Here is a 22,250-nt window from a genome sequence, read left to right as displayed (position 1 = left end):
GTGAGAAGCGGCACGGGTGCTATACTCGCGCCTCCACTGAATCCATGACAGGGGAGTTATCAATGGGGTTCCAGAAGATTGTCGTCCCGGAAGGCGGTGCCAAGATCACCGCAAATTCCGACAATACCCTCAACGTTCCGAATAATCCGATCATCCCGTTCATCGAAGGCGATGGTATCGGCGTGGACGTGACTCCGGCCATGAAGATTGCCATCGACGCTGCTGTCGAAAAGGCCTATGGCGGTGAGCGCAAGATTCACTGGATGGAAGTCTACGCCGGTGAAAAAGCCACTCACGTCTATGACGCTGACACCTGGCTGCCGGAAGAGACTCTCGAGGCTGTCAAGGATTACGTCGTTTCCATCAAGGGTCCGCTGACCACTCCGGTGGGCGGTGGTATTCGCTCCCTGAACGTCGCGCTGCGTCAGAAGCTTGACCTGTACACCTGCCTGCGCCCGGTGCGCTGGTTCACGGGTGTGCCGAGTCCGGTCAAGAAGCCGGCCGACGTCGACATGGTCATCTTCCGCGAAAACTCCGAAGACATCTACGCAGGTGTCGAATGGAAAGCGGGAACGCCGGAAGCCGACAAGGTCATCAAGTTCCTGCGCGAAGAGATGGGTGTCACCAACATCCGCTTCCCGCAGAACTGCGGTATCGGCGTCAAGCCGGTGTCCGAAGAAGGTACCAAGCGTCTGGTCCGTCAGGCTGTCCAGTACACCATCGACAACGACCGTGAGTCGCTGACCCTGGTGCACAAGGGCAACATCATGAAGTTCACCGAAGGTGCCTTCAAGGACTGGGGCTACGAAATCGTCAAGGACGAGTTCGGCGGCGAGCTGCTGGATGGCGGCCCGTGGATGACCTTCAAGAACCCGAACAACGGCAAGGACATCGTGGTCAAGGACGTCATCGCTGACGCCATGCTCCAGCAGATCCTGCTGCGTCCGGCGGAATACGATGTCATCGCTACCCTGAACCTGAACGGCGACTACCTGTCCGACGCTCTGGCGGCGGAAGTGGGTGGTATCGGTATCGCGCCGGGTGCCAACCTGTCCGACACCGTCGCCATGTTCGAAGCGACTCACGGTACTGCACCGAAGTACGCCGGTCAGGACAAGGTCAACCCGGGCTCCGTCATCCTCTCCGCCGAGATGATGCTGCGTCACATGGGTTGGGTCGAAGCCGCGGATCTCGTGCTGAAAGGCGTCGAGAAGGCCATCGCCAAGGGCGAAGTCACCTATGACTTCCATCGCCTGATGGACGATGCCAAGCTGCTCAAGTGCTCCGAGTTCGGTCAGGCTGTCGCTGACAACATGGATGCCTGAGATCCGACACTTGTCTGACAGGGACTGACGTTCCGTTTCAGGCAGTGCAGGGTTTTCAGAAGAAGGCCCCCGGACGTGTCCGGGGGCCTTCTTGCGTCTTGAGATGTCGTTTCGTCTTTCAGGAGACGACATTCCGGCGCGCTTTGCGCCCGCTCGTGAGCACACTTGAGCGCAGGGCGCTTGCATCATGCGCGACATGCCCTCATCTTTTCCTTATCCCATCAACGTCAATGCCCGGCGATGGAAGTGGCCTTCCGTCGTGGCGCGTTGAGGCAATCAGCTTCGCCACTGCTTGTGTTCACCGGATCAGCCCCTTATGTTCAAGACAGACACATCGTGCAGCAGCTTCTCTTTCTCGCAGCTGTTGCGGATCAGGAATCAGGCTCCCTCGGCACAGGAGCCGTCGCACCAGGAGGATCAGGATGGCGATCTGGCGTTCGCTACCGCTGAGCCCGAACTGGCGCCACCGCCCATGTACAAGGTCGTTCTGCACAATGATGACTTCACGCCGATGGATTTCGTCGTGGAGGTGCTGACCACCTTCTTCAACAAGGATCAGGAGCAGGCAGTACAGATCATGCTCGCTGTCCATCATCAGGGAAAAGGAACCTGTGGCATCTTCAGCCGCGACATCGCGGAAACGAAATGCCACCAAGTGAATCAATATGCTCGAGAGTGCCAGCATCCGCTGCTGTGCGACATCGACCGGGCGGAGTGATCCGTCCAAGACGCGGCCTAGAGGGGACTTGCCATGTTGAGCAAAGAACTTGAACTGACCCTGAACACGGCCTTCACCGTGGCACGTTCCAAGCGCCACGAATTCATGACCGTGGAACACCTCCTGCTGGCACTGCTCGACAATGCCTCCGCTTCGGACGTCTTGCGCGCCTGTGGCGCCAATCTGGACAAGTTGCGAGTCGACCTTCAGGACTTCATCAACTCCACCACCCCGCTGATCCCGGAAGAGCAGGAAGACCGCGAGACGCAGCCGACGCTGGGCTTCCAGCGCGTGCTTCAGCGTGCTGTCTTCCATGTCCAATCCTCCGGCAAGAGTGAAGTGACCGGCGCCAACGTGCTGGTGGCCATCTTCTCCGAGCAGGAAAGCCAGGCGGTCTACTTCCTCAAGCAGCAGAATGTCGCGCGGGTCGATGCGGTCAACTACATCGCCCACGGCATTTCCAAGGTGGCGGGTCACACCCAGGCGCCTCAGGCGTCGGTCGAGAGCGAGGAAGGCGAGGAGAGCAGCAGCGAGAGCGGCAACAGCCCGCTGACCAACTACGCCACCAACCTCAACGACCAGGCACGTCTGGGCAAGATCGATCCGCTGATCGGCCGTGATGAAGAACTTGAGCGCGTGGTGCAGATTCTGGTGCGCCGTCGCAAGAACAACCCGCTGCTGGTCGGCGAGGCCGGTGTCGGCAAGACCGCCATCGCGGAAGGTCTCGCCAAGCGAATCGTCGAGGAAGACGTCCCGGAAGTCATCAAGGAAGCCGTCGTCTACTCGCTGGATCTCGGCGCGCTGCTGGCGGGTACCAAGTACCGCGGTGATTTCGAGAAGCGCCTCAAGGCTCTGCTGGCGGAGCTGCGCAAGGAACCGAACTCGATCCTGTTCATCGACGAGATCCACACCGTCATCGGGGCGGGAGCGGCGTCCGGTGGCGTGATGGATGCCTCCAATCTGCTCAAGCCACTGCTGTCTTCCGGTGAGCTGCGTTGTATCGGTTCCACCACCTTCCAGGAATTCCGCGGCATCTTCGAGAAGGACCGTGCGCTGGCACGTCGCTTCCAGAAGGTCGATGTCATGGAGCCGTCGGTGGACGACACCATTCGCATCCTCAAGGGGCTGCGAGGTCGCTTCGAGGAGCACCATGCCCTCAAGTACACCGATGCGGCGCTCGAGACGGCAGTGCGACTGGCGGATCGCTACATCAACGATCGTCAGCTGCCTGACAAGGCCATCGACGTGATCGATGAAGCCGGTGCTCACCAGCGTCTGCTGCCCGAGAGCATCCGTGTCGATACCATCGATACCGAGCAGGTCGAGGCGATCGTGGCGTCCATCGCGCGCATTCCGCCGAAGACGGTCTCCAGCTCCGACAAGAAGCTGCTGTCCAATCTCGAGCGTGATCTCAAGATGCTGGTGTTCGGTCAGGACGATGCCATCACCGGTCTTTCGGCAGCCATCAAGCTGTCGCGTGCCGGACTCAAGGCGCCGGACAAGCCGGTGGGCAGCTTCCTGTTCGCGGGGCCGACAGGTGTCGGCAAGACCGAGGTCGCGCGTCAGCTGGCAGCGTTGATGGGGATCGAGCTGGTGCGCTTCGACATGTCCGAGTACATGGAGCGTCACACTGTCTCGCGCCTGATCGGGGCACCGCCGGGCTATGTCGGTTATGACCAGGGCGGGCTTCTGACCGAAGCCATCACCAAGCAGCCGCATTGTGTGCTGTTGCTGGATGAGATCGAGAAGGCACACCCGGAAGTCTTCAACCTGCTGCTGCAGGTGATGGACCACGGCCGCCTGACCGACAACAACGGTCGCGAAGCGGACTTCCGCAACGTCATCCTGGTGATGACCTCCAATGCAGGGGCCGAGCAGGTGGCGCGTCGCTCCATCGGCTTCAAGCATCAGGATCACTCCACCGATGCGATGGAAGTCATCCGCAAGACCTTCTCGCCGGAATTCCGCAACCGTCTGGATGGCATCATCCAGTTCGGCGCGCTGGATCTCGCCGTGGTGCGCAATGTGGTCGACAAGTTCCTGGTCGAACTGCAGGCACAGCTTGATGAGAAGCGCGTGCAGCTGGACGTGGCGGATGAAGCGCGAGACCTGCTGGCGACTCTGGGCTATGACCCGGCAATGGGGGCTCGTCCGATGGCGCGCGTCATTCAGGAGAAGCTCAAGAAGCCGTTGGCCGAGATGATCCTGTTCGGTGATCTGTCGGAGTCCGGTGGTATCGTGCATGTCACGGTCGATAACGGCGAACTGCACCTGGAGACCGAGGCTGAAATGGCCTGAGGGTCGCCGCGTCTCGTGATGTATTGATGCCCCGCAGCATCATCACAATGAACGGTCAGTGCTCAGGCACTGGCCGTTTTCTTTTGCCTGAAAAGCGAGCCAGCGCAGTGATTCCGCTCCGCCGAGGGTCAAATGCCGACAGCAGGGTCCATGGCGGAAAGGACGGCCGATGGTGCAGACAAGAGAGTCAAGAGAGGCAAGAGAAGCAAGAGGGCAGGGAAGAAGAGGGGGTGAGGACGGATTACGCAGAAGGGGAAAGGTGAAAGGCGCCCACGCCAAGGCTTCTGCCGCAAGGGCAGCGTGTCATGGCAGGGGCGGGGGCATGGATGAGCCGCTTGTCCTCATGGGATGGGAGCGAAGGCCAGACGGGCGTTCGGGCTCAGGACGCATCCACGGGGCAAAGCGGCATCATCGGAATACTCTGGCGCGCACCATCGAGACGCGCCTTCAATGTCACGAGGAGTCGTGTCACGAAGGGCTGGTGGTGCGCTGTTCCGGGTCCGAGCGGGGGGATCAGGCAGGAAAGGCTTCCATGTCTGAAATGCCAGGACGGCCGGTTCAGCCAGCCGGTGTCACAGGGAGCATTGGCAAGTGGGGTGAGGGCAGATCTTGATTTGCCATGCCCCCGCAGCCTGATGCTCGATGTCGAGTGACCGGCAAGGCAGTCAGACCGTGCTCAGCGCGAACGGTAGACGATACGGCCCTTGGACAGGTCGTAGGGAGTCAGCTCAACCTTGACCTTGTCACCGGTCAGGATGCGGATGTAGTTCTTGCGCATCTTGCCAGAGATGTGTGCGGTCACGATGTGGCCGTTTTCCAGTTCTACACGGAAAGTGGTGTTCGGAAGGGTGTCGACGATGACGCCTTCCATTTCAATATGATCTTCACGCGCCATATAGGCTGATCCTCATCTGATACAGGGAGTAATGCGGTGGGTTCCGAGCCATCCGCGCACAGAAAAGTGCCGGATTCGGGACTTCGATAGGCGATATTGTGCCGCAAGGGCGGCAGCAAGGCAAAGTCGAAGCGAGATTGTACGCTCCTTGAGCGCTCGTGGGCAGGCCGCAGGAGCGATAAAATCGTATCCAGTGCCACCGACAGGTTCCGCCGGTGGCAGGGGCTGCCCCTGTCCACTCTCGAGCTCCCCTTTCGAATCCCCTCTCGAGAACCCGCTGCACCGAGGTTGGGCAGCGGCACTGCCATGAGGTTCCCCATCCTTTCAGGGGCGGGAAGGCGAAGGCGGGCCCTAGGCGTCGCGCTGCAGGCTGTCACCAGTCTTGATGAGGCTCAGGGGGAGGTGAGTATCATGGAAGCTGAAGGGGATCCGGCGACGCCAATGGCTGCCATCCAGGTATTCCAACGGTTGGAAATGCTGCTTGTAGTTCATCTTGCGGCAATCCCGTATCCAGTAGCCCAGATAAAGATGCGCCAGAGCCTCCCGGCGCGCCTGCTCTATCTGCCACAGTACGGCGTAGGTGCCGAGGGAGCGCGACTGGAAGGCTTCATCGGGGTCGTAGAAGGTGTAGATGGCGGACAGCCCATGGCTCATGCGATCCATGGCCGCGACCGCCACCAGCCTGCCATCGAGCCGGAAGCTGATCAGGCGTGCATATTCATCGCGTGACGTCAGAAAGGTACGGTATTGCTCGTGGCTTGGCGGGAACATGTCGCCATCGGCGTGACGGCTACGGATATAGTGCGCATACAGACGATAGTGTTCGGGATCGAACAGTGCCGGGCCTTCCTCGATGGTGAGGTCGGCATTGCGCCTGAGCAATTTCTTCTGGGTACGGTTGGGCGTGAAGTCGGCGATGGGGACTCGTACCGAGATGCAGGCGCGGCAATCGCCGCAGTGCGGTCGATAGAGGTGTGAGCCACTGCGACGAAAGCCGAGCAGAGCCAGAGCATCATAGACGCCGGAGTTGGGCGCTTCCTGTGGGTCGAGGAACAGCGTGGTCGCCTGGCGTCCTTCCAGGTAGCTGCAGGCATGGGGCACGGTCAGGAAGAAGCGCAGATCGCGTTGCGGTTGTTTGGGGGTATTGCTGCTCACCTTCGCTTCATCTCCCTCACTGCATCAGTGTGGACGCCGGCAGCCCATCGTCGGTGATGACCTGCGCCAGGATGGCGGTATCGTTCCAAGGACCTGATGACCTTCACCTTGCGATATGGCTCACAGGTCTTGATTGCCGTGTTTCAAGGGCTCGGTTGTCAGTGACCACTTGCCCTCATGCCCTTCGCCAGTGGCATACTGGTCAAGATAGCTGATGAATTCGCTGCGAGCGATGCTGCAAGCCCCAAGGCTCTCCAGGTGCGGGGTGTGCATCTGGCAATCGATCAGCGGAAAGCCGCGTGCTTCAAGTTCACGGCACAACACGACCAGTGCCATCTTCGAGGCATCCGTGGTGCGAGAGAACATGGACTCACCGAAGAAGACCCGGCCACAGGCCACGCCATACAGGCCGCCTACCAGGCTGTCACCCTGCCAGACCTCGACGCTGTGGGCGTGACCCATGGCATGCAGAGCGATGTAGGCCTGCTGCATTTCTGGCAATATCCATGTGCCGGCCTGCCCCTCACGGGAAATGCTGGCACAGGCATCGATGACGCCGGTAAAGTCGCGGTCGATGCTGAAGTGGAACCCGCCATTGCGCAGGCGTTTGGCCAGACTGCGACGTACGCGCACCTCCTCGGGTCTCAGCACCATGCGCGGGTCTGGCGACCACCACAGTATCGGGTCACCCGGGCTGAACCAGGGAAAGATCCCGCGAGGGTAGGCCGCCAGCAACCACTCGGGGCTGAGGTCGCCGCCCGCGCACAGCAGGCCATCGGGGTCGCTCAGCGCTTCGCTGGCATGCGGGAAGCGTACGGGGGCAGGAGGAAGCCAGGGCAGCATGGGCAGTCTCTTGTTGGATCGTGAACAGCTCAGTGCAATGCGCTCGTGACACCTGGATGTCATGGGCAGACGTGAATCGGCAATTGTGACGTCACTGCCATCGGATGGTTATGATAACCGGCTGAAGGTACATGGAAAATCGCCCACAAGGTGCAAGGGGGATGGCGACTTGACTGCCAAGAGTGCCAGAAAGACAAGTCGGGATCAGGCGAAGCCGGAGACCCGCAGCCGCCGCGCGGCAGCAACACCGAGAAAGCGTGCCCGCCAGAAGGCGGATGCGCCAGGCTTCTTCGCTCGTCTGCGGGGCGCTTCAGCGGCCAGCAAGCCCGCGCCCCGCAAGACGCCCAGAGTCTCGGGCAAGCCCGCGAAGAAGGACACGAGCAGGAATGAACCGCGCGAGATGAGCGCGGCGGCCCTGCGCCGTGAAGAGCGCCAGGCTGAACGCGAGGAGCGCAAGGCCATCCGTGCCGAACGACGCGCGGAAGCCCAGGCTCGCCCGCCTTCACGACTGACGACCACCTTGCAGGGTGTCAGCCGTGAAGGCGTGGTCATCCTCATGCTCAGCCTGTGCGTCTTCATGCTGCTGGCGTTGTTCAGCTACGCGCCGACGGACCCCGGCTGGTCCTACAGCGGGCCTGAGTCGACGACGAGCAACTGGATGGGCAGCATCGGTGCCTGGTTGTCCGACGTCCTGTATTCCCTGTTCGGTGGCAGCGCCCTGTGGTGGCCTGCCATGCTCGGTTTCGGTGCCTGGCGTCTGATGCGTCAACCCAGCACCGAGCTGGTGTGGGACCCGACCACCATCGCGGTGCGTGCCGGCGGGCTCTTCCTGTTGATCATGGCGACTTGCGTGATCGGCGATATCCAGTTCTACAGCCCTGACAGCCAGCTGACCAACGGTGCCGGCGGTATCCTCGGCAAGGGCATCGCAGGAGCGCTCACGCCCTTGATCGGCATGGGCGGCACCGTGCTGGCGTCGCTTGCCAGCTTCCTGTGTGGTTTCACGCTGTTTACCGGCATGTCGTGGCTGACGGTCATGGACGAGCTGGGCAATGGCTGCATGCGCCTTGGCGTCTGGCTGAAGGAGCGACTCAACAGTCGTCGTGATGATGAATACGATGACGAGGCGACCTATGCCGAGGAAGCGCTGACTCACGACGAGAACGATGCCGACAATGAGCCGGAGCGTGATGACGAGCGACTGAGCTGGTGGCAGCGTCTGTTGCCGCGCCGTCGAGACGAGCGTGTCGAGTGGGAAGAAGACAGCGACGAGATACTGCTTGGCGCAGCGCAGGCTGACGACACTCTGGCGGCTGAGCCACGTGGCAAGCGTCGGGTGGAACCCTCGCTTGGCGGTGACGACGATTTCGCCAATGATCGCAGCACGGATATCCCCTGGCAGACAGCCGAGACCACGCCTTCCGCCAAGGTGCCGGGGGCTGCCTACACCGAACGCATGACGGTGCAGAGTGCCACGGTCAACATCGAGGGCGTCGAGCTTGCCAGCGCCGTGCAGGCAGCCGTGGCGTCCCAGGCTGCCGCGGCCCCCAGAACGGCAGCCTCGCTCGAGAGCGCCGCAGACTCACGCGCCGATGTGACCCGCTCGCGCCTGCCGGATGCCTCTGCCATCGAAGCCGAGCGTCAGCGTCACGCCTCGGCGTCCCGTGACGCCGAGGCGTCGACGTCCGGCAGCACGCCGCCAGTCGACAGCTCGGTGAGCGAAACCGCACCGGTGACAGATTCCCGGCCAGCGAAGGAGTGGGACGCTGCGTCTGCCTTCGCACCTGCAGCGCGTCAGGACACTCGCCAGGCAGAGTCGACCTCCCGCGAAGCTGACAAGGCGCCGCAGAGCCAGGCAGACCGTGAGACTGAGGCGGCCCGCGAAGCAGAAGCGGCACGTGAGGCCGAGGCAGCGCGTGAAGCGGAAGCAGCCCGTGAAGCAAAAGCGGCCCGTGAAGCCAAGGCAGTCCGTGAAGCAGAAGCGGCACGTCAGGCCCAGCATGAGGCCGAGACCTCCCGTCAGGCCGCCGCGCAGGAAGCCGAACGCGCTCACAAGGCAGCCAATCCGGCGCTTCAGCCGCCTGAGCCGCGTGATGAAGAGGATGTACCGCTACCGAGAGAGTCCTCCCTGGCAGGCGCTGCGGTCGGTGCCGGCGTGATGGCTGCCGGTGTGGCAGCAGCGGCCTCGCGCAAGGCCGTCGTCTCCTGGGATGATGCCTTCGAGGCTCCCACCGGCAAATCCACCGATGCCACACCCACCGCATCGGGTCCGGCAACTGCTGGTGCGAGCGGTGCTGGTGGCGTCCCGACGTCAACTTCGGCTCCGGCACCGACACCGGCAGAACCGACGGAGCCGGCGCCACGTGCGCCAGAGCCTGAGCAGGTTTCCCGAGAGCCAGCTTCTCGAGAGCTGGCCGCTCGTGAGTCGGCCGCCCCGTTGCAGCCGGCAGAGCCGCAGGTGCCGGAAGACGAGATCGAGCCGCAGCAGGCCCCCGCCAACGCGACGCCTGAGCGTCCGAGCTGGGCCTATGACGGCGATGAGTCCGGCATGGTGCCGGGCGCCGGGCGACTGGCGACGGCGGAAGATGCGCAGGAAGCGGTACGGGATCCCTCCGGGCCGACTCTCTGGACCGTGGAGCACCTGCAGAGTCAGCGTCACGAGGGCTCGGATCACGAAGAGGCACCGGAGGGCGATCTGCCACAGCTCAGCCTGCTGACGCCCCCGGATGAGCAGAAGCCCAACTACAGCGAAGAAGAACTCGACCAGATGGCCGAGCTGCTGGTGGTGCGTCTGCGCGAGTACGGGGTGAAGGCCGAGGTGGCGGATGTGTGGCCGGGGCCGGTCATCACGCGCTTCGAGATCCAGCCGGCGCCGGGGGTCAAGGCCTCCAAGATCTCCAACCTGTCGACTGACCTGGCGCGCTCACTGCTGGTCAAGAGCGTGCGGGTGGTCGAGGTGATTCCGGGGCGTCCCACGGTCGGCATCGAGATCCCCAACCCCAACCGCGCCATGATCCGCCTGCGCGAAGTCTTCGACTCGGATGCCTATCAGCTGGCGGATTCGCCGGTCACGCTGGCGCTGGGTCAGGACATCGGGGGCGCACCGGTGGTGGCCAATCTGGGCAAGATGCCTCACCTGCTGGTGGCCGGTACCACCGGTTCGGGCAAGTCGGTCGGCATCAACTCGATGCTGATCTCGATGCTGCTCAAGGCCACGCCAGATGAAGTGCGCATGATCATGGTCGACCCCAAGATGCTGGAGCTGTCGGTCTATGACGGCATCCCGCACCTGCTGGCACCGGTGGTGACGGACATGAAGGAGGCCGCCAATGCCCTGCGCTGGTGTGTCGCCGAGATGGAGCGTCGCTACAAGCTGATGGCCGCCATGGGGGTGCGTAACCTGGCCGGCTTCAATGCCAAGATCGATGAAGCCGAGGCGCATGGCGCCCAGATCGCTGACCCGCTGTGGGAGCCGCAGCCCTGGGAGATGCATCAGCATCCGCCGGTGCTAGCCAAGCTGCCCTACATCGTGGTGGTGATCGACGAGTTCGCCGACATGTTCATGATCGTCGGCAAGAAGGTCGAGGAGCTGATCGCACGTCTGGCCCAGAAGGCGCGTGCCGCGGGGATTCACCTGATTCTGGCCACTCAGCGCCCGTCAGTGGACGTGGTGACCGGCTTGATCAAGGCCAACATCCCGACGCGCATGGCCTTCCAGGTCTCTTCCAAGATCGACTCGCGCACCATTCTCGACCAGGGCGGTGCGGAAGATCTGCTGGGCCATGGTGACATGCTCTATCTGCCGGCCGGTGCCGGCATGCCGACGCGTGTCCACGGCGCCTTCGTCGATGATGACGAGGTGCACCGCGTGGTGGATGACTGGAAGCGTCGCGGCACGCCGGAGTATATCGAGGAGATCCTCACCGGCGGCGTGCAGGCGGATGCGCTGGCCGGGCTTGAGGCCGAAGGCGAGGACGGCGATGCCGAGCAGGATGCGCTCTACGATGAAGCGGTCGCCTATGTGGTCGAGTCGCGTCGTGCTTCCATCTCCGCCGTGCAGCGGCGCTTCAAGATCGGCTACAACCGTGCCGCGCGGCTGGTCGAGGCCATGGAGATGGCCGGTGTCGTCTCCGCGATGGGCACCAACGGCTCGCGGGAAGTGCTCGCCCCCAACCATAGCGGCTAGGGCAGCCAAGCGTTTGAGTTGAAACATGAAAGACACGAAGGGGAGCTTTTGGCTCCCCTTCGTGTCAAAGACGTCAGATCACCTGTCAGACTCGCGGCGAGACTGGCAGGCCACAACCCGAATCGCTGACATGAGGTGGATATCGCGCGTCGAGGCCTCAGGCCGCAGCCATGTCCGTCTCATTGCAAGGAGTGTCATGAATACACCGTCACGTTCTTTCGTTTCCTCATTGACCACCCGTCTGGCCAAGGGGCTGGGCGCCGCCTTGATGCTGGGCATGGCCAGCCTGCCGGCCCACGCCGATGACGCCGCCGGAGAGCGTCTTTCTCGCCTGCTGGAGCCCCTCAAGACCTATACCGCCGACTTCGATCAGCAGATTCTCGATGCCTCGGGCCAGCGTCTGCAGGAAGCCCACGGCAAGATGTGGCTGTCACGCCCGGGCAAGTTCCGCTGGAGCGTCGACGCGCCATACCGCCAGGAGGTGGTCTCCGACGGCAAGGAAGTCTATCTGCATGACCCGGATCTGGAGCAGGTCACCGTGCAGCCGCTGGATGAGCGCGTGACCCACACGCCGGCACTGCTGCTGTCCGGGCGTTCCAGCGAATTGACCGCCAACTACGATGTCGAGCGCCAGCAGCAGGGGGCCCGCGAGACCTTCACGCTGACGCCCAAGCAGGCCGACACCCTGTTTGAAAGCCTCAAGCTGACCTTCGACGGCGAGCAGCTCGACATGCTGCAGATGGCCGATTCCACCGGCCAGCGCACGGCCATCGATTTCCATGATGTCCAGTACAACCCGAGTCTGGAGGCCAGTCGCTTCGTGTTCCAGATTCCTGAAGGTGCGGATGTCATTCGCGAGCAGTGATCCGCGAGCAGTGACATGATGATCAGACGACAACGCCCGGGCCATCTGGCCCGGGCGTTGTCGTTTCTGGCGCTCACGACTGGGCGTCAGGCGTGTGCCGGTCGGCGTGGTCATCCAGCTCGCGGCGCCAGCGCTCTATCTCGGCAAAGCGCTTCTCGCCGCCATACTGGGTCGGGCGGTAGAACTGCTGTACCGGCAGTTCCTCGGGCCAGGCGTTGTGCGCCGTGCCGGCGGGATAGCCGTTGGGCTCGTTGTGGGCATAGCGATAGCCTTCGCCCATGCCCAGCTCCTTCATCAGGGTCGTCGGCGCATTGCGCAGATAGACCGGCACCCCGAAATGCGGCTGCTGGCGCACGAAGGCTCTGGCCTCCTTCCACGCCGTGTCGATGGCGTTGCTCTTGGGGGCGATGGCCAGGTGTATCGCCGCATGCGCGATGGCACGCTGGCCCTCGTAGTCGCCCAGGCGCAGATAGGCGTCCCAGGCCGCGATGGTCAGCGGCAGGGCGCGCGGGTCGGCGTTGCCCACATCCTCGGAGGCAATCGCCGCCAGCCGACGCACCACATCCAGCGGATCCCCGCCGCCATCCATGAACCGTGCCATGTACAGAAGCGCCGCGTCGGGGCGCGAGGAGCGTACCGACTTGTGGATCGCCGACAGCAGGTCGTAATAGTCATCGCCCTGCTTGTCGAAGCTTGAGGCCTGATGGCCCAGCACGGCCTCCAGCGAGCTGTCCTCGAGTATCTCGCGCGTTCCCCCCTGGGCATCTGGCTCACGGCGCACGAAGTCGCAGGCGGTTTCCAGAAGGCCCAGGGCACGACGCGCATCTCCCGAGGCTGCTCGCGCAATCCGGGTCAGCGTCTCGCGGCTGGCGTCGATCTGACGCGTGCCGAGGCCATTGACCTCATCGCGCAAGGCACGGGTCAGCACCTCGACCAGATCCTCCTCGTCCAGTGCCTTGAGCACATAGACCCGCGCCCGCGACAGCAGTGCCGAGTTGACCTCGAAGGACGGGTTCTCGGTGGTCGCGCCGATCAGCGTCAGCAGACCCGACTCCACATGCGGCAGCAGGGCGTCCTGCTGACTCTTGTTGAGGCGGTGGATCTCATCGAGAAACATCACCGTCTGGCGCTCGCTGGCCTGATGGTGGCGCGCTCGCTCCACCACCTCGCGGATGTCCTTCACGCCCGCCATCACCGCCGACAGCTGTTCAAGGTGTGCATCGCAGCCGTGGGCCAGTATCTCGGCCAGCGTCGTCTTGCCGACGCCCGGCGGCCCCCACAGGATCATCGAGCGCACCACGCCGGATTCCACCATCTGGCGCAGCGGCATGTCAGGCCCGACCAGCGCCGCCTGGCCGATGTAATCTTCCAGCGAGCGCGGTCGCATGCGGTAGGCCAATGGCGCATGGGAATTCGAGGCGGTATCGGCAAAGAGATCCATCGGCGAGTCAGGCTCCGGCAGGCGTGGGCGGGGAATGCGCTCATCATGGCCGATCCCGCAAGCCTGTACAAATCAGCAGGGCTGGCGCGGCCTGCCAACGGCATCAGGCCATCCGTGACTTCTTCACGGACTGTCATGTTTTCCTGACAGCATGCCTCGCGCATTCAGGCAATCCCGCCCAACGTCTAACGGGCGCTCATGGGATGTGTCCTACACTTCAGGATGACGACATTGCTACATTCGGTAGCAATGCCCGAGGCGGCAGCGCTGTCTGCCAGCATCGGCCACCTGTTCCGTCAGGAGGAGGAAGTCATGCCCAATGTGACTCAGCTGCGCCAGGACCACGCCAACATGGCGCGTCTATTGCACGTGCTCTCGCATCGCCACAGGACACTGGTCAGTGGCGAACGCCCGGACTTTCGCATGATGCGGGAAGTGGTGGATTACATTCTCGATTACATGCAGGGCTTCATCATTCCGCTGGAGCGTCAATGCACGCAGATGTTGTGCGAGCGCTCCGAGGATGCCTCACCCCTGTGTCAGCGGCTCATCCAGCAGTATCACACTCTGCACGGCCGTCTCTCCAAGCTGTCCGACAATCTCGACAGCATCCTGATGGATCAGATCATACCGATGGATCAGTTCATCCATGATCTGCGCGACTATGTCGAAGCGCATCGTGACTACCTGCGTGCCGAGCGTACCGAGCTGTTTCCGCTGATGCGGGACAATCTCAGTGATGAGGAATGGCAGCAGCTGACCGACGCCATCCCGCATGCCCGTGCAGAGCTTGAGCGTCTGCAGGAAGCCTATCCGGAACTCTACGCCGAGCTGACCGAAAGTGAGGTCGTGACCGCCTGATCCCCTGCACATGAAGGCCCTGTCGTCTCGTGAAGGTGAGGTCGCGCTCCAGAGCACTGCGCCGGAGCGCGCCCCCGTCTGACAGAAAAAAACCGTCATTTCGCCCGCCACAACAGAAAGAACGTCAAGCCTCTGGCGGGCATTCCCGAAAGTCTCCTCCCGTCACATCCCCCACACTGAAGTCACTGAAACGCGTCCTTCGCAGGCCTCGGGCTGCGCGAAGGACACTGCCCATGCAGTGCTCAGTGATGTGCATCCTTGCCGATATCCACAAGGGGCAGATCGTCTGAGTGTCCAGATGACGGCCCTTCGGCCGGGGAGAGCGCCATGAGTGTCCAGACCCTTACCCGTCAGTGGGCCAGCGCCAGCGATGGCATGGCACTGGAAGACCCGCGACTGTTTCGTCAGCTTGCCTACGTGAACGGCTGCTGGGTGCATGGTGAGGCAGGCCGTGAGGAAGCGGTCTTCGACCCCGCCACCGGCGAGCGCCTCGGTCAGGTGCCGTGGCTCGAGTCCACGCAGATCGATGCTGCCATTGCCGCGGCCGATGAGGCCCAGCGGGAATGGCGCAAGCTGCGGGCGGACCAGCGCGGCGAGCTGCTGGATGCCTGGTATGACCTCATCCGCGCCCACAAGCAGGATCTCGCCATGCTGATGACCCGTGAGCAGGGCAAGTCGCTGGACGATGCCCGTGGCGAGGTGGAATACGGCGCAAGCTTCGTTCACTGGTTCGCCGAGGAGGGCAGCCGTGCCTTCGGCGAGACCATCCCCAGTCATATCCCGAATGCCGCGTTGGGCACCGTGCGTGAACCCATCGGCGTGGCCGCGCTGATCACGCCGTGGAACTTCCCGCTGGCGATGATCACCCGCAAGGCCGCCGCCGCGCTGGCGGCCGGCTGCACGGTGCTGGTCAAGCCCGCCGGCGAGACCCCGTTCTCGGCGCTGGCGCTGGCCGAGCTTGCCGAGCGTGCCGGGATTCCCGCCGGTGTCTTCAGTGTCATCACCGGCGAGGCCGCGGAAGTCTCGAAGCAGCTGTGTGATGACCCGCGTGTCGCCGGGCTCTCGTTCACCGGTTCCACCCGGGTGGGGCGTCTGCTGCTTTCCCAGTGCGCCGACAGCGTCAAGCGCGTCTCGCTGGAACTGGGCGGCAATGCGCCCTTCATCGTCGGGCCGGACATGGACCCCGAGGAGGCGGCGCGTGCCGCCGTCGATGCCAAGTTCCAGACCTCCGGCCAGGACTGTCTCGCCGCCAATCGCATCCTGGTGCACGACAGCCTGTATGAGGATTTCCTGAGCCACTTCGTGCGCCTCATGAAGCAGCTCAAGGTCGGCAATGGGCTGGTCTCGGGTATCGACATGGGGCCGCTGATCCACCGTGACGCCGTGGCCAAGGCGCAGACCATCGTCGATGACGCCGTCGAGCAGGGCGCGCGGCTGATCCACGGCGATCAGAGCATGGCTCCCGGCCCCAACTTCTTCATGCCGGTGCTGCTGGCGGATGTCACGCCGAGCATGCGCGCCTGGCGCGAGGAAACCTTCTCGCCGGTGGCCGGCGTGACGGCCTGGCACGATGAGGAAGAGGTGATCGCGATGGCCAACGACACCGAATACGGCCTGGCTGCCTACGTCTACACCCACGACATTCGCCGCGTCTGGCAGCTGATGCGCGGCCTGCGCTTCGGCATGGTCTCGGTCAACTCGGTGAAGATGACCGGTGCGCCGATTCCCTTCGGCGGCGTCAAGCAATCCGGTCTCGGGCGCGAAGGGGGTCGCCAGGGGCTGGAGGAATATCTGGATATCAAGTACTACTGCCTGGGTGGGATGGAAAGCGCCTCCGGGAGTTGAGACGGACATCATTCATTGTCACGGGCGGTCAGTGCCACGGCGCGATCGCCCCTTGTGGACCATTCGGAGAGTCACATGAGCACCGATAACACCCAACGCCAGTCTGTCGGCTTCGATGACAGCATCAGCACCGACGAGCTGATTCGCCGTGACCGCAAGGTCACCTTCCATGCGTCCACCCACCTGCGTGATTTCGCCCAGGGCGATCTGCCGGGCCGCGTGATCACCGGCGGCGAAGGCATCCGCATCCGTGAGCGCGACGGGCGTGAGCTGATCGACGGCTTCGCCGGACTCTACTGCGTCAACATCGGTTACGGGCGCACGGAAGTCGCCGATGCCATTCACGAGCAGGCCCTCAAGCTCAGCTATTACCACACCTATGTCGGCCACTCGAACGAGCCGCAGATCGCGCTGTCCGAGAAGATTCTCGAACTGGCCGGGCCTGACATGTCCAAGGTCTACTACGGCATGTCCGGCAGCGATGCCAACGAGACCCAGCTCAAGCTGGTGCGTTACTACCACAACGTGATCGGCAAGCCGGAGAAGAAGAAGGTCATCTCGCGCTGGCGCGGCTATCACGGCTCCGGCATCGCCTCAGGCTCGCTGACCGGCCTGGCGGCCTTCCATGATCACTTCGATCTGCCGATCGCCGGCATCCTGCATACCGAAGCGCCGGACTATTACCGTCGCCCCGCGGAATGCGCCGAGATGAGCGAGCGTGAATTCTCCGCCTGGTGTGCCGACAAGCTCGAGGCGATGATCCAGGCCGAAGGGCCGGAGACCATCGGCGCCTTCATCGGCGAGCCGGTGCTGGGCACCGGCGGCATCGTGCCACCGCCGGAGGGCTACTGGGAGGCCATCCAGGCCGTGCTCAAGCGTCACGACATCCTGTTGATCTGTGACGAGGTGGTGTGCGGCTTCGGGCGCATCGGCAGCCAGTTCGGCTACCAGCACTTCGGCATCAAGCCGGACCTGGTCACCATCGCCAAGGGCCTGACCAGCGCCTATCAGCCGCTGTCCGGGGTCATCGTCGGCGACCGCGTGTGGAAGGTGCTGGAGCAGGGCACCGGGGAATTCGGCCCCATCGGCCACGGCTGGACCTACTCCGGCCACGCGCTGGGCGCAGCGGCAGGTGTCGCCAACCTGGAGATCATTCGTCGTGAGGGGCTGGTGGACAACGCCCGCGATACCGGCGCCTATCTGCAGAAAGCCATGAAGGCAGCCTTCGCCGATCACCCCATCGTCGGCGACGTGCGTGGCATCGGCCTGCTGGCAGCGCTGGAGTTCTCACCGCAGCCGTCAGAGCGCAAGGCGTTCGATTCCGCACTCAAGGTCGGCCCGCGCATCTCGGCGGCGGCACTCGAGGAAGGGCTGATCGCCCGTGGCATGCCCCAGGGCGACATCCTCGGCTTCGCACCGCCGCTGGTGATCACCCCCGAGGAGATCGATGACATCATCGCCCGCGCGCGCCGCGCCGTGGACAAGGTGCATCAGGAGCTTCTCGACAACGGTGATCTGGCCTCTGGTGACAAGTAGGCCATGGTATTGACCCTACCCCCGCTCAAGCATCCACGGGAAACGCCGCTGGCGCTGGCTGATATCCATGCCGCGCGCCAGCGGCTGTTTCATTCATCGACTGACACGGGTGTCGAGCGTACGGCGCTGGTGCCATCCCCGGCGCTGTCGCGACGCTTCGATGCCGAGATCCTGCTCAAGCTGGAAACCCGTCAGCCCACCGGCGCCTTCAAGCTGCGTGGTGCCAGCAACCTGCTGGCGGCCGTGGCCGAGCAGACGTCGGGGGATGCCGTGACGCGCCTGGCGCGCGGCGTGACCACTGCCTCCACCGGCAATCACGGTCGGGCGCTGGCCTATGCCGCGATGCGCCGTGGCTTGAAGGCCATCATCTGTCTCTCCGAGCAGGTACCCGCCAACAAGGTACGGGCCATCGAGGCGCTGGGCGAACTGGGCGGCGCCTCCGGCGGCAGCGTCGAGGTACGCCGTGTCGGCCGCAGTCAGGACGAGGCCTTCCAGGAAGTCCATCGGCTGGTCGAGGAGGAGGGCATGCTGGCGGTGCCCCCCTTCGATGACCCGCTCATCGCGGCCGGTCAGGGCACCATCGGACTGGAACTGCTGGAGGATTGCCCAAAGCTCGACCACGTGCTGATCGGGCTCTCCGGCGGTGGACTGCTCGGGGGAATCGGGGCGGCGCTCAAGGCGATTCGCCCCGAGACCCAGGTGCATGGCGTCAGCCTCACCGAGGGCGCCGCCATGTGGCACAGCCTGCAGGCGGGCGCTCCGGTGGAGGTGGAGGAGGTCGCAAGCCTCGCCGATTCACTGGGCGGCGGCATTGGCCTGGACAACCACACCACGCTGCCGCTGGTGCATCGCGTGATGGATCATCACCATCAGGTCAGCGAGCGCGCCATCGCCCGCGCCATGCTGATGCTGCTGGAGGAAGAGAAGCTTCTGGTGGAGGGCGCTGCGGTGGTCGGGCTTGCCGCACTCGAGGCCTCGCGGCGAGGCGAGACCGACCCCGCGCTGGCCGAGTCGATCCGTGGCCAGCGCGTCGCGCTGATCATCAGCGGCAACGGCGTCAGCCTGGAAACGCTCGATCAGGCCAGAGCGCTGCTGGCAGACGCTCAGGGGCAAGGCCAGAACGCCTGAAGCACCAGAACGCCTGAAGACAACAGAGTGCCTGAAGACATCAGCGCGCTCGATGACACCCGAACCCCGGAGGAGGACGCATGACGGAACCGACTCAGGACAGCATGCAGAGTTATTCACGCGAACAGATCGCCGAGGTCGTGGGGCTGGATACCACGGCACTCAAGGCCATTCGTGATGCCTTCATCGCGTTGGGGCAGGGCAAGGTGGTGCAGCCGCCGATCCTGTCGATGGCCATCGAGGAGGCCAACGGCGAAGTGGACGTCAAGACGGCCCACATCCAGGGGCTCAAGCACTTCGCGATCAAGATCAGCCCCGGCTTCTTCAACAATCCCGCCCGCGGCCTGCCGAGTCTCAATGGCCTGATGGTGGTGTTCTCCGCCGAGACGGGCCTTGCCGAGGCGCTGCTCAATGATGGCGGATATCTGACGGCGGTGAGAACCGCGCTGGCCGGCGCCGTGGCCGCCGACGCCCTGTCTCGCCCGGACAGCAAGCGGGTCGCGCTGATCGGGGCCGGTGAGCAGGCCGGCCTGCAGCTGGAGGCCTTGCGGCTGGTGCGCGACATCGAGAGTGTCGATGTCTGGGCGCGGGACAAGCAGCGTGCCGAGACCTTCGCGCGGGAGACGGAGGAGCGCCTGGGGCTGACGGTGCGCAGTCATGACAGCCTGCATGCGGTCTGCCAGAACGCCGATATCATCGTCACCGCCACCCCCTCGCGAACGCCGCTGCTGGACTACTCGATGCTGCCGGAGGGCGTGCATGTCACCGCGATGGGCTCCGACAGTCCCGAGAAGCGTGAGCTGGAAGCCGATGTGCTCCTCGAGTGCGATCATTTCGTGTGTGATACCCGCGCCCAGTCCGAGACCAACGGCGAGCTGAAAGGGCTGGAGGCCGAGCAGGCCAGATCGCGTGACGTGCATGAGCTGGGCCGTCTGCTGGCCGAGGGGCGTGATCTGCGTTCAGGCGGGTCGGCCCCGGATACCTGCATCACGGTGGCGGATCTCACCGGTACCGGCGTGCAGGATACGGCCATCGCCAGCCTGGCGCTCTCGCGGCTCGTCCGGCGTTAGTACGGGAAGTGTCGGTACGGAAAACGTCGGTGCTGGCAGCGTCAGCGCTGGAGCGCCTGAATGGTGCGGCGGACTTGCCCGCAGCGTCGCCGCATGCGAGGGTCACGCAGGTGACGGCAGGAAGCCGTTGACGCCCCTTGCCACTCGGAGCCTGTCGTGACTCGTACCTCGTCCTCATCTGCCGCCCGGCCGCGTGCCCTGAGCGCTGCGCCCGATGTCGAGATCTGCCGCACACCGCTGGCGGATCTCTGCGCCGACTGTGACGCCGTGACCCTGCTGCCGCCGCTCTCGCCGCCGGAGGAGGGCCATGTGCGCCACCACTGTGCGCTGGATGCCCCGCTGGCGGTGTTCGATCTCGACGATACGCTGCTCGACGGCGACTGCACCGGCATGTGGATGCGCTGGATGGTCGCCTGTGGCTGGATCAAGGATGTCGATGCCTTCATGGCCATCGGTGAGCGTCATCAGGTGCAATACCATGCCGGCACTCTGGACATCCACGAGCACACCGGCCATCTGCTCAGCCCGCTCGTCGGGCGGCATCGTGATGAGGTGCGTCGCGAAGTCGATGATTTCGTGGAAGAAATGGTCATGCCGCGACTGCTGGAAGGTGGCATCGCGCGGCTGGCCGAGCACGGTGAGGCCGGCCATCGCACCCTGATCATCTCCGCCTCCATGCATCATCTGGTCGGGCCCATCGCCAGTCGTCTGACCGCCGATGGGGCGCTGGCCACCCATCCGGCCTTTGATGAGCAGGGCTGCTTCACCGGAGCCACCAGCGGTATCGTTACCTTCCGCGAAGGCAAGCTGGCGGCACTCGATGACTGGCTTGCGGGTGCCGAGCGCATCCATCGCACGCCGCAATCCCTGTGGGGCTATTCCGACTCCCACAATGACCTGCCCCTGCTGGAGCGGGTCGATTTCCCCCACGCCACCCAACCGGACGCACCGCTGCGCCAGCTGGCCGAGGCGCGCGGCTGGCCAGTGGTCGACTGGCGCCTGTCGCGCCTGTCGGACTGACGTCATGAACCCGCTGGCCGGGCGAGAGGCCGCCGCCCGCGCCTCGCGGCAGGCGCGGGGCGTGGCGATGACGGCCTGCGGGGTGCTGTTGATCTCGCCGGACGCGCTGCTGCTGCGGCTCGCCGATGTCGCCGATGGCCCGCTGGTGTTCTGGCGCGGTCTGCTGACGGCCATCGGCTTTGCACTGCTCCTGCTGGCCCTCCAGCGCGGCACTCCCGCACAGCGCATCGCCAGCGCCCTGGCGCGCATGCGTGGCTGCGGGCGTACCGGCGTATGGGTCGCGCTGCTGTTCACCGGCTCCACCCTGGGTTTCGTGCTCGCCAATCAATACACCCGCGCCGGCAACGTGCTGATCATCCTCGCCGCCAGTCCGCTGTTCGCGGCGCTGATGTCGCGCCTGTGGCTGGGCGAGCGTCAGCCACGCCATGTGTGGGGCGCGATTCTGGCCTCGCTGGCGGGCATCACGCTGCTGGTGCTCGATGAGGCCGGCAGCGGCACGCTCACCGGCAACCTGCTGGCGCTGGGCTGCAGCCTGTCGCTGGCCGGCAACTTCACGCTGTGTCGCACGCGCCCGGGGCATGACATGAGCCCGATGCTGACACTGTCCGGGCTGGTCACCGCGCTGTGCGGCCTGCTGGCGTGCCTGTGGAGCATGACGCAGGGCGGCGGTGACGTGCTGACGCAGCTGTGGCCTTCGCACGGTGCCGATTTCGCCCAGCGCGCCGGCTGGCTGGTGCTGCTGTGTCTGGTGCTTTCGCCGCTGGGCTTCACGCTGATCCAGCGTGGCCCGATCTATCTGCCCTCCGCGGAAGTGGCGCTGCTGATGTTGCTGGAAAGCGTGTTCGGCATCCTGTGGGTGTGGTGGGTGCTGGAAGAATCGCTCACCCCGCGTGGCTGGGCGGGCGGTGCACTGGTGCTGGGCGCGATGCTCATCAAGAGTCTGATCGACCGTCGTCACCGTCAATCGGTGACGGCGAGCGCGCGTTCTGCGGATGCGTCCACCGGTCGCAGCTGATACAATCCCGCCTATCCCCGAGTTTATTCACTGTCAAATGACAGCCCTC

The 22,250-nt window shown here is 64.1% G+C and carries 16 protein-coding genes; 12 read left to right on the top strand and 4 right to left on the bottom strand.

Annotation, left to right across the window (positions count from 1 at the left end; translation table 11 throughout):
* Window positions 1-62 precede the first annotated feature (62 nt).
* From icd to clpA, 3 genes are all read left to right on the top strand, one after another.
* The gene (icd, locus tag HXS66_RS07355; RefSeq protein ID WP_065392420.1) at window positions 63-1,325 is read left to right on the top strand and encodes an NADP-dependent isocitrate dehydrogenase; all 1,263 of its coding nucleotides are present in this window, start codon (window positions 63-65) and stop codon (window positions 1,323-1,325) included.
* A gap of 316 nt (window positions 1,326-1,641) precedes the next feature.
* Window positions 1,642-2,043, top strand: a complete 402-nt coding sequence (gene clpS, locus HXS66_RS07350) for an ATP-dependent Clp protease adapter ClpS (RefSeq protein ID WP_077375336.1) — start codon at window positions 1,642-1,644, stop codon at window positions 2,041-2,043.
* Between the two features lie 33 nt (window positions 2,044-2,076).
* Entirely contained in the window at window positions 2,077-4,341 is a 2,265-nt protein-coding gene (clpA, locus tag HXS66_RS07345; protein ID WP_077375333.1) for an ATP-dependent Clp protease ATP-binding subunit ClpA, read from the top strand.
* A 676-nt stretch (window positions 4,342-5,017) separates the two neighbouring features.
* Here the strand turns inward: clpA and infA are convergent.
* From infA to aat, 3 genes are all read right to left on the bottom strand, one after another.
* On the bottom strand, window positions 5,018-5,236 hold the full coding sequence (gene infA, locus HXS66_RS07340; protein ID WP_024953359.1) for a translation initiation factor IF-1: 219 nt from the start codon (window positions 5,234-5,236) through the stop codon (window positions 5,018-5,020).
* A gap of 351 nt (window positions 5,237-5,587) precedes the next feature.
* Window positions 5,588-6,391, bottom strand: coding sequence for an arginyltransferase (locus HXS66_RS07335; RefSeq protein ID WP_176503187.1), 804 nt, complete (start codon window positions 6,389-6,391; stop codon window positions 5,588-5,590).
* A gap of 120 nt (window positions 6,392-6,511) precedes the next feature.
* Complete coding sequence (gene aat, locus HXS66_RS07330; protein WP_077375328.1) at window positions 6,512-7,234, bottom strand: leucyl/phenylalanyl-tRNA--protein transferase; 723 nt, start codon at window positions 7,232-7,234, stop codon at window positions 6,512-6,514.
* 400 nt (window positions 7,235-7,634) lie between these two features.
* Between aat and HXS66_RS07325 the strand changes: the two genes are divergently transcribed.
* Window positions 7,635-11,420, top strand: coding sequence for a DNA translocase FtsK (locus tag HXS66_RS07325; RefSeq protein ID WP_176503186.1), 3,786 nt, complete (start codon window positions 7,635-7,637; stop codon window positions 11,418-11,420).
* Between the two features lie 196 nt (window positions 11,421-11,616).
* Window positions 11,617-12,285, top strand: a complete 669-nt coding sequence (gene lolA, locus HXS66_RS07320; RefSeq protein WP_077375322.1) for an outer membrane lipoprotein chaperone LolA — start codon at window positions 11,617-11,619, stop codon at window positions 12,283-12,285.
* A 73-nt stretch (window positions 12,286-12,358) separates the two neighbouring features.
* Here lolA and HXS66_RS07315 read toward each other — a convergent pair whose 3' ends face one another.
* A complete protein-coding gene (locus tag HXS66_RS07315) occupies window positions 12,359-13,726 on the bottom strand; it encodes a replication-associated recombination protein A (protein ID WP_136938834.1) in 1,368 nt (455 codons plus the stop codon).
* A 312-nt stretch (window positions 13,727-14,038) separates the two neighbouring features.
* Here HXS66_RS07315 and HXS66_RS07310 point away from each other — a divergent pair, with 312 nt between their 5' ends.
* The 7 genes from HXS66_RS07310 (at window position 14,039) to HXS66_RS07280 (ending at window position 22,201) form a co-directional block, all read left to right on the top strand.
* A complete protein-coding gene (locus HXS66_RS07310; RefSeq protein WP_077375707.1) occupies window positions 14,039-14,587 on the top strand; it encodes a hemerythrin domain-containing protein in 549 nt (182 codons plus the stop codon).
* 327 nt (window positions 14,588-14,914) lie between these two features.
* Entirely contained in the window at window positions 14,915-16,432 is a 1,518-nt protein-coding gene (locus HXS66_RS07305) for an NAD-dependent succinate-semialdehyde dehydrogenase (protein ID WP_373996122.1), read from the top strand.
* 75 nt (window positions 16,433-16,507) lie between these two features.
* Window positions 16,508-17,968 (top strand): aminotransferase, encoded by a 1,461-nt coding sequence (locus HXS66_RS07300; protein ID WP_176503185.1) that lies wholly within the window; start codon window positions 16,508-16,510, stop codon window positions 17,966-17,968.
* Window positions 17,969-17,971: 3 nt separating this feature from the next.
* On the top strand, window positions 17,972-19,096 hold the full coding sequence (locus HXS66_RS07295; RefSeq protein WP_176503184.1) for a pyridoxal-phosphate dependent enzyme: 1,125 nt from the start codon (window positions 17,972-17,974) through the stop codon (window positions 19,094-19,096).
* A gap of 80 nt (window positions 19,097-19,176) precedes the next feature.
* Complete coding sequence (locus tag HXS66_RS07290; RefSeq protein ID WP_240704243.1) at window positions 19,177-20,166, top strand: cyclodeaminase; 990 nt, start codon at window positions 19,177-19,179, stop codon at window positions 20,164-20,166.
* A 156-nt stretch (window positions 20,167-20,322) separates the two neighbouring features.
* Window positions 20,323-21,186, top strand: a complete 864-nt coding sequence (locus tag HXS66_RS07285; RefSeq protein WP_077375310.1) for an HAD family phosphatase — start codon at window positions 20,323-20,325, stop codon at window positions 21,184-21,186.
* 4 nt (window positions 21,187-21,190) lie between these two features.
* Window positions 21,191-22,201, top strand: a complete 1,011-nt coding sequence (locus HXS66_RS07280; protein WP_176503183.1) for a DMT family transporter — start codon at window positions 21,191-21,193, stop codon at window positions 22,199-22,201.
* Window positions 22,202-22,250 lie beyond the last annotated feature (49 nt).

This window comes from Cobetia sp. 5-11-6-3, assembly GCF_013374055.1.
Lineage (GTDB): Bacteria > Pseudomonadota > Gammaproteobacteria > Pseudomonadales > Halomonadaceae > Cobetia > Cobetia marina.
Note: the sequence above shows the minus strand (reverse complement) of the source record. Positions and strands in the feature narration are given on the sequence as shown.

Bases quoted from the DNA above. Each gene is read 5' to 3' on its own strand.
- icd (WP_065392420.1), top strand. From the start codon at position 63: ATGGGGTTCCAGAAGATTGTCGTCCCGGAAGGCGGTGCCAAGATCACC.
- clpS (WP_077375336.1), top strand. From the start codon at position 1,642: ATGTTCAAGACAGACACATCGTGCAGCAGCTTCTCTTTCTCGCAGCTG.
- clpA (WP_077375333.1), top strand. From the start codon at position 2,077: ATGTTGAGCAAAGAACTTGAACTGACCCTGAACACGGCCTTCACCGTG.
- infA (WP_024953359.1), bottom strand. From the start codon at position 5,236: ATGGCGCGTGAAGATCATATTGAAATGGAAGGCGTCATCGTCGACACC.
- aat (WP_077375328.1), bottom strand. From the start codon at position 7,234: ATGCTGCCCTGGCTTCCTCCTGCCCCCGTACGCTTCCCGCATGCCAGC.
- HXS66_RS07325 (WP_176503186.1), top strand. From the start codon at position 7,635: ATGAGCGCGGCGGCCCTGCGCCGTGAAGAGCGCCAGGCTGAACGCGAG.
- lolA (WP_077375322.1), top strand. From the start codon at position 11,617: ATGAATACACCGTCACGTTCTTTCGTTTCCTCATTGACCACCCGTCTG.
- HXS66_RS07315 (WP_136938834.1), bottom strand. From the start codon at position 13,726: ATGGATCTCTTTGCCGATACCGCCTCGAATTCCCATGCGCCATTGGCC.
- HXS66_RS07310 (WP_077375707.1), top strand. From the start codon at position 14,039: ATGCCCAATGTGACTCAGCTGCGCCAGGACCACGCCAACATGGCGCGT.
- HXS66_RS07305 (WP_373996122.1), top strand. From the start codon at position 14,915: ATGAGTGTCCAGACCCTTACCCGTCAGTGGGCCAGCGCCAGCGATGGC.
- HXS66_RS07300 (WP_176503185.1), top strand. From the start codon at position 16,508: ATGAGCACCGATAACACCCAACGCCAGTCTGTCGGCTTCGATGACAGC.
- HXS66_RS07295 (WP_176503184.1), top strand. From the start codon at position 17,972: ATGGTATTGACCCTACCCCCGCTCAAGCATCCACGGGAAACGCCGCTG.
- HXS66_RS07290 (WP_240704243.1), top strand. From the start codon at position 19,177: ATGACGGAACCGACTCAGGACAGCATGCAGAGTTATTCACGCGAACAG.
- HXS66_RS07280 (WP_176503183.1), top strand. From the start codon at position 21,191: ATGAACCCGCTGGCCGGGCGAGAGGCCGCCGCCCGCGCCTCGCGGCAG.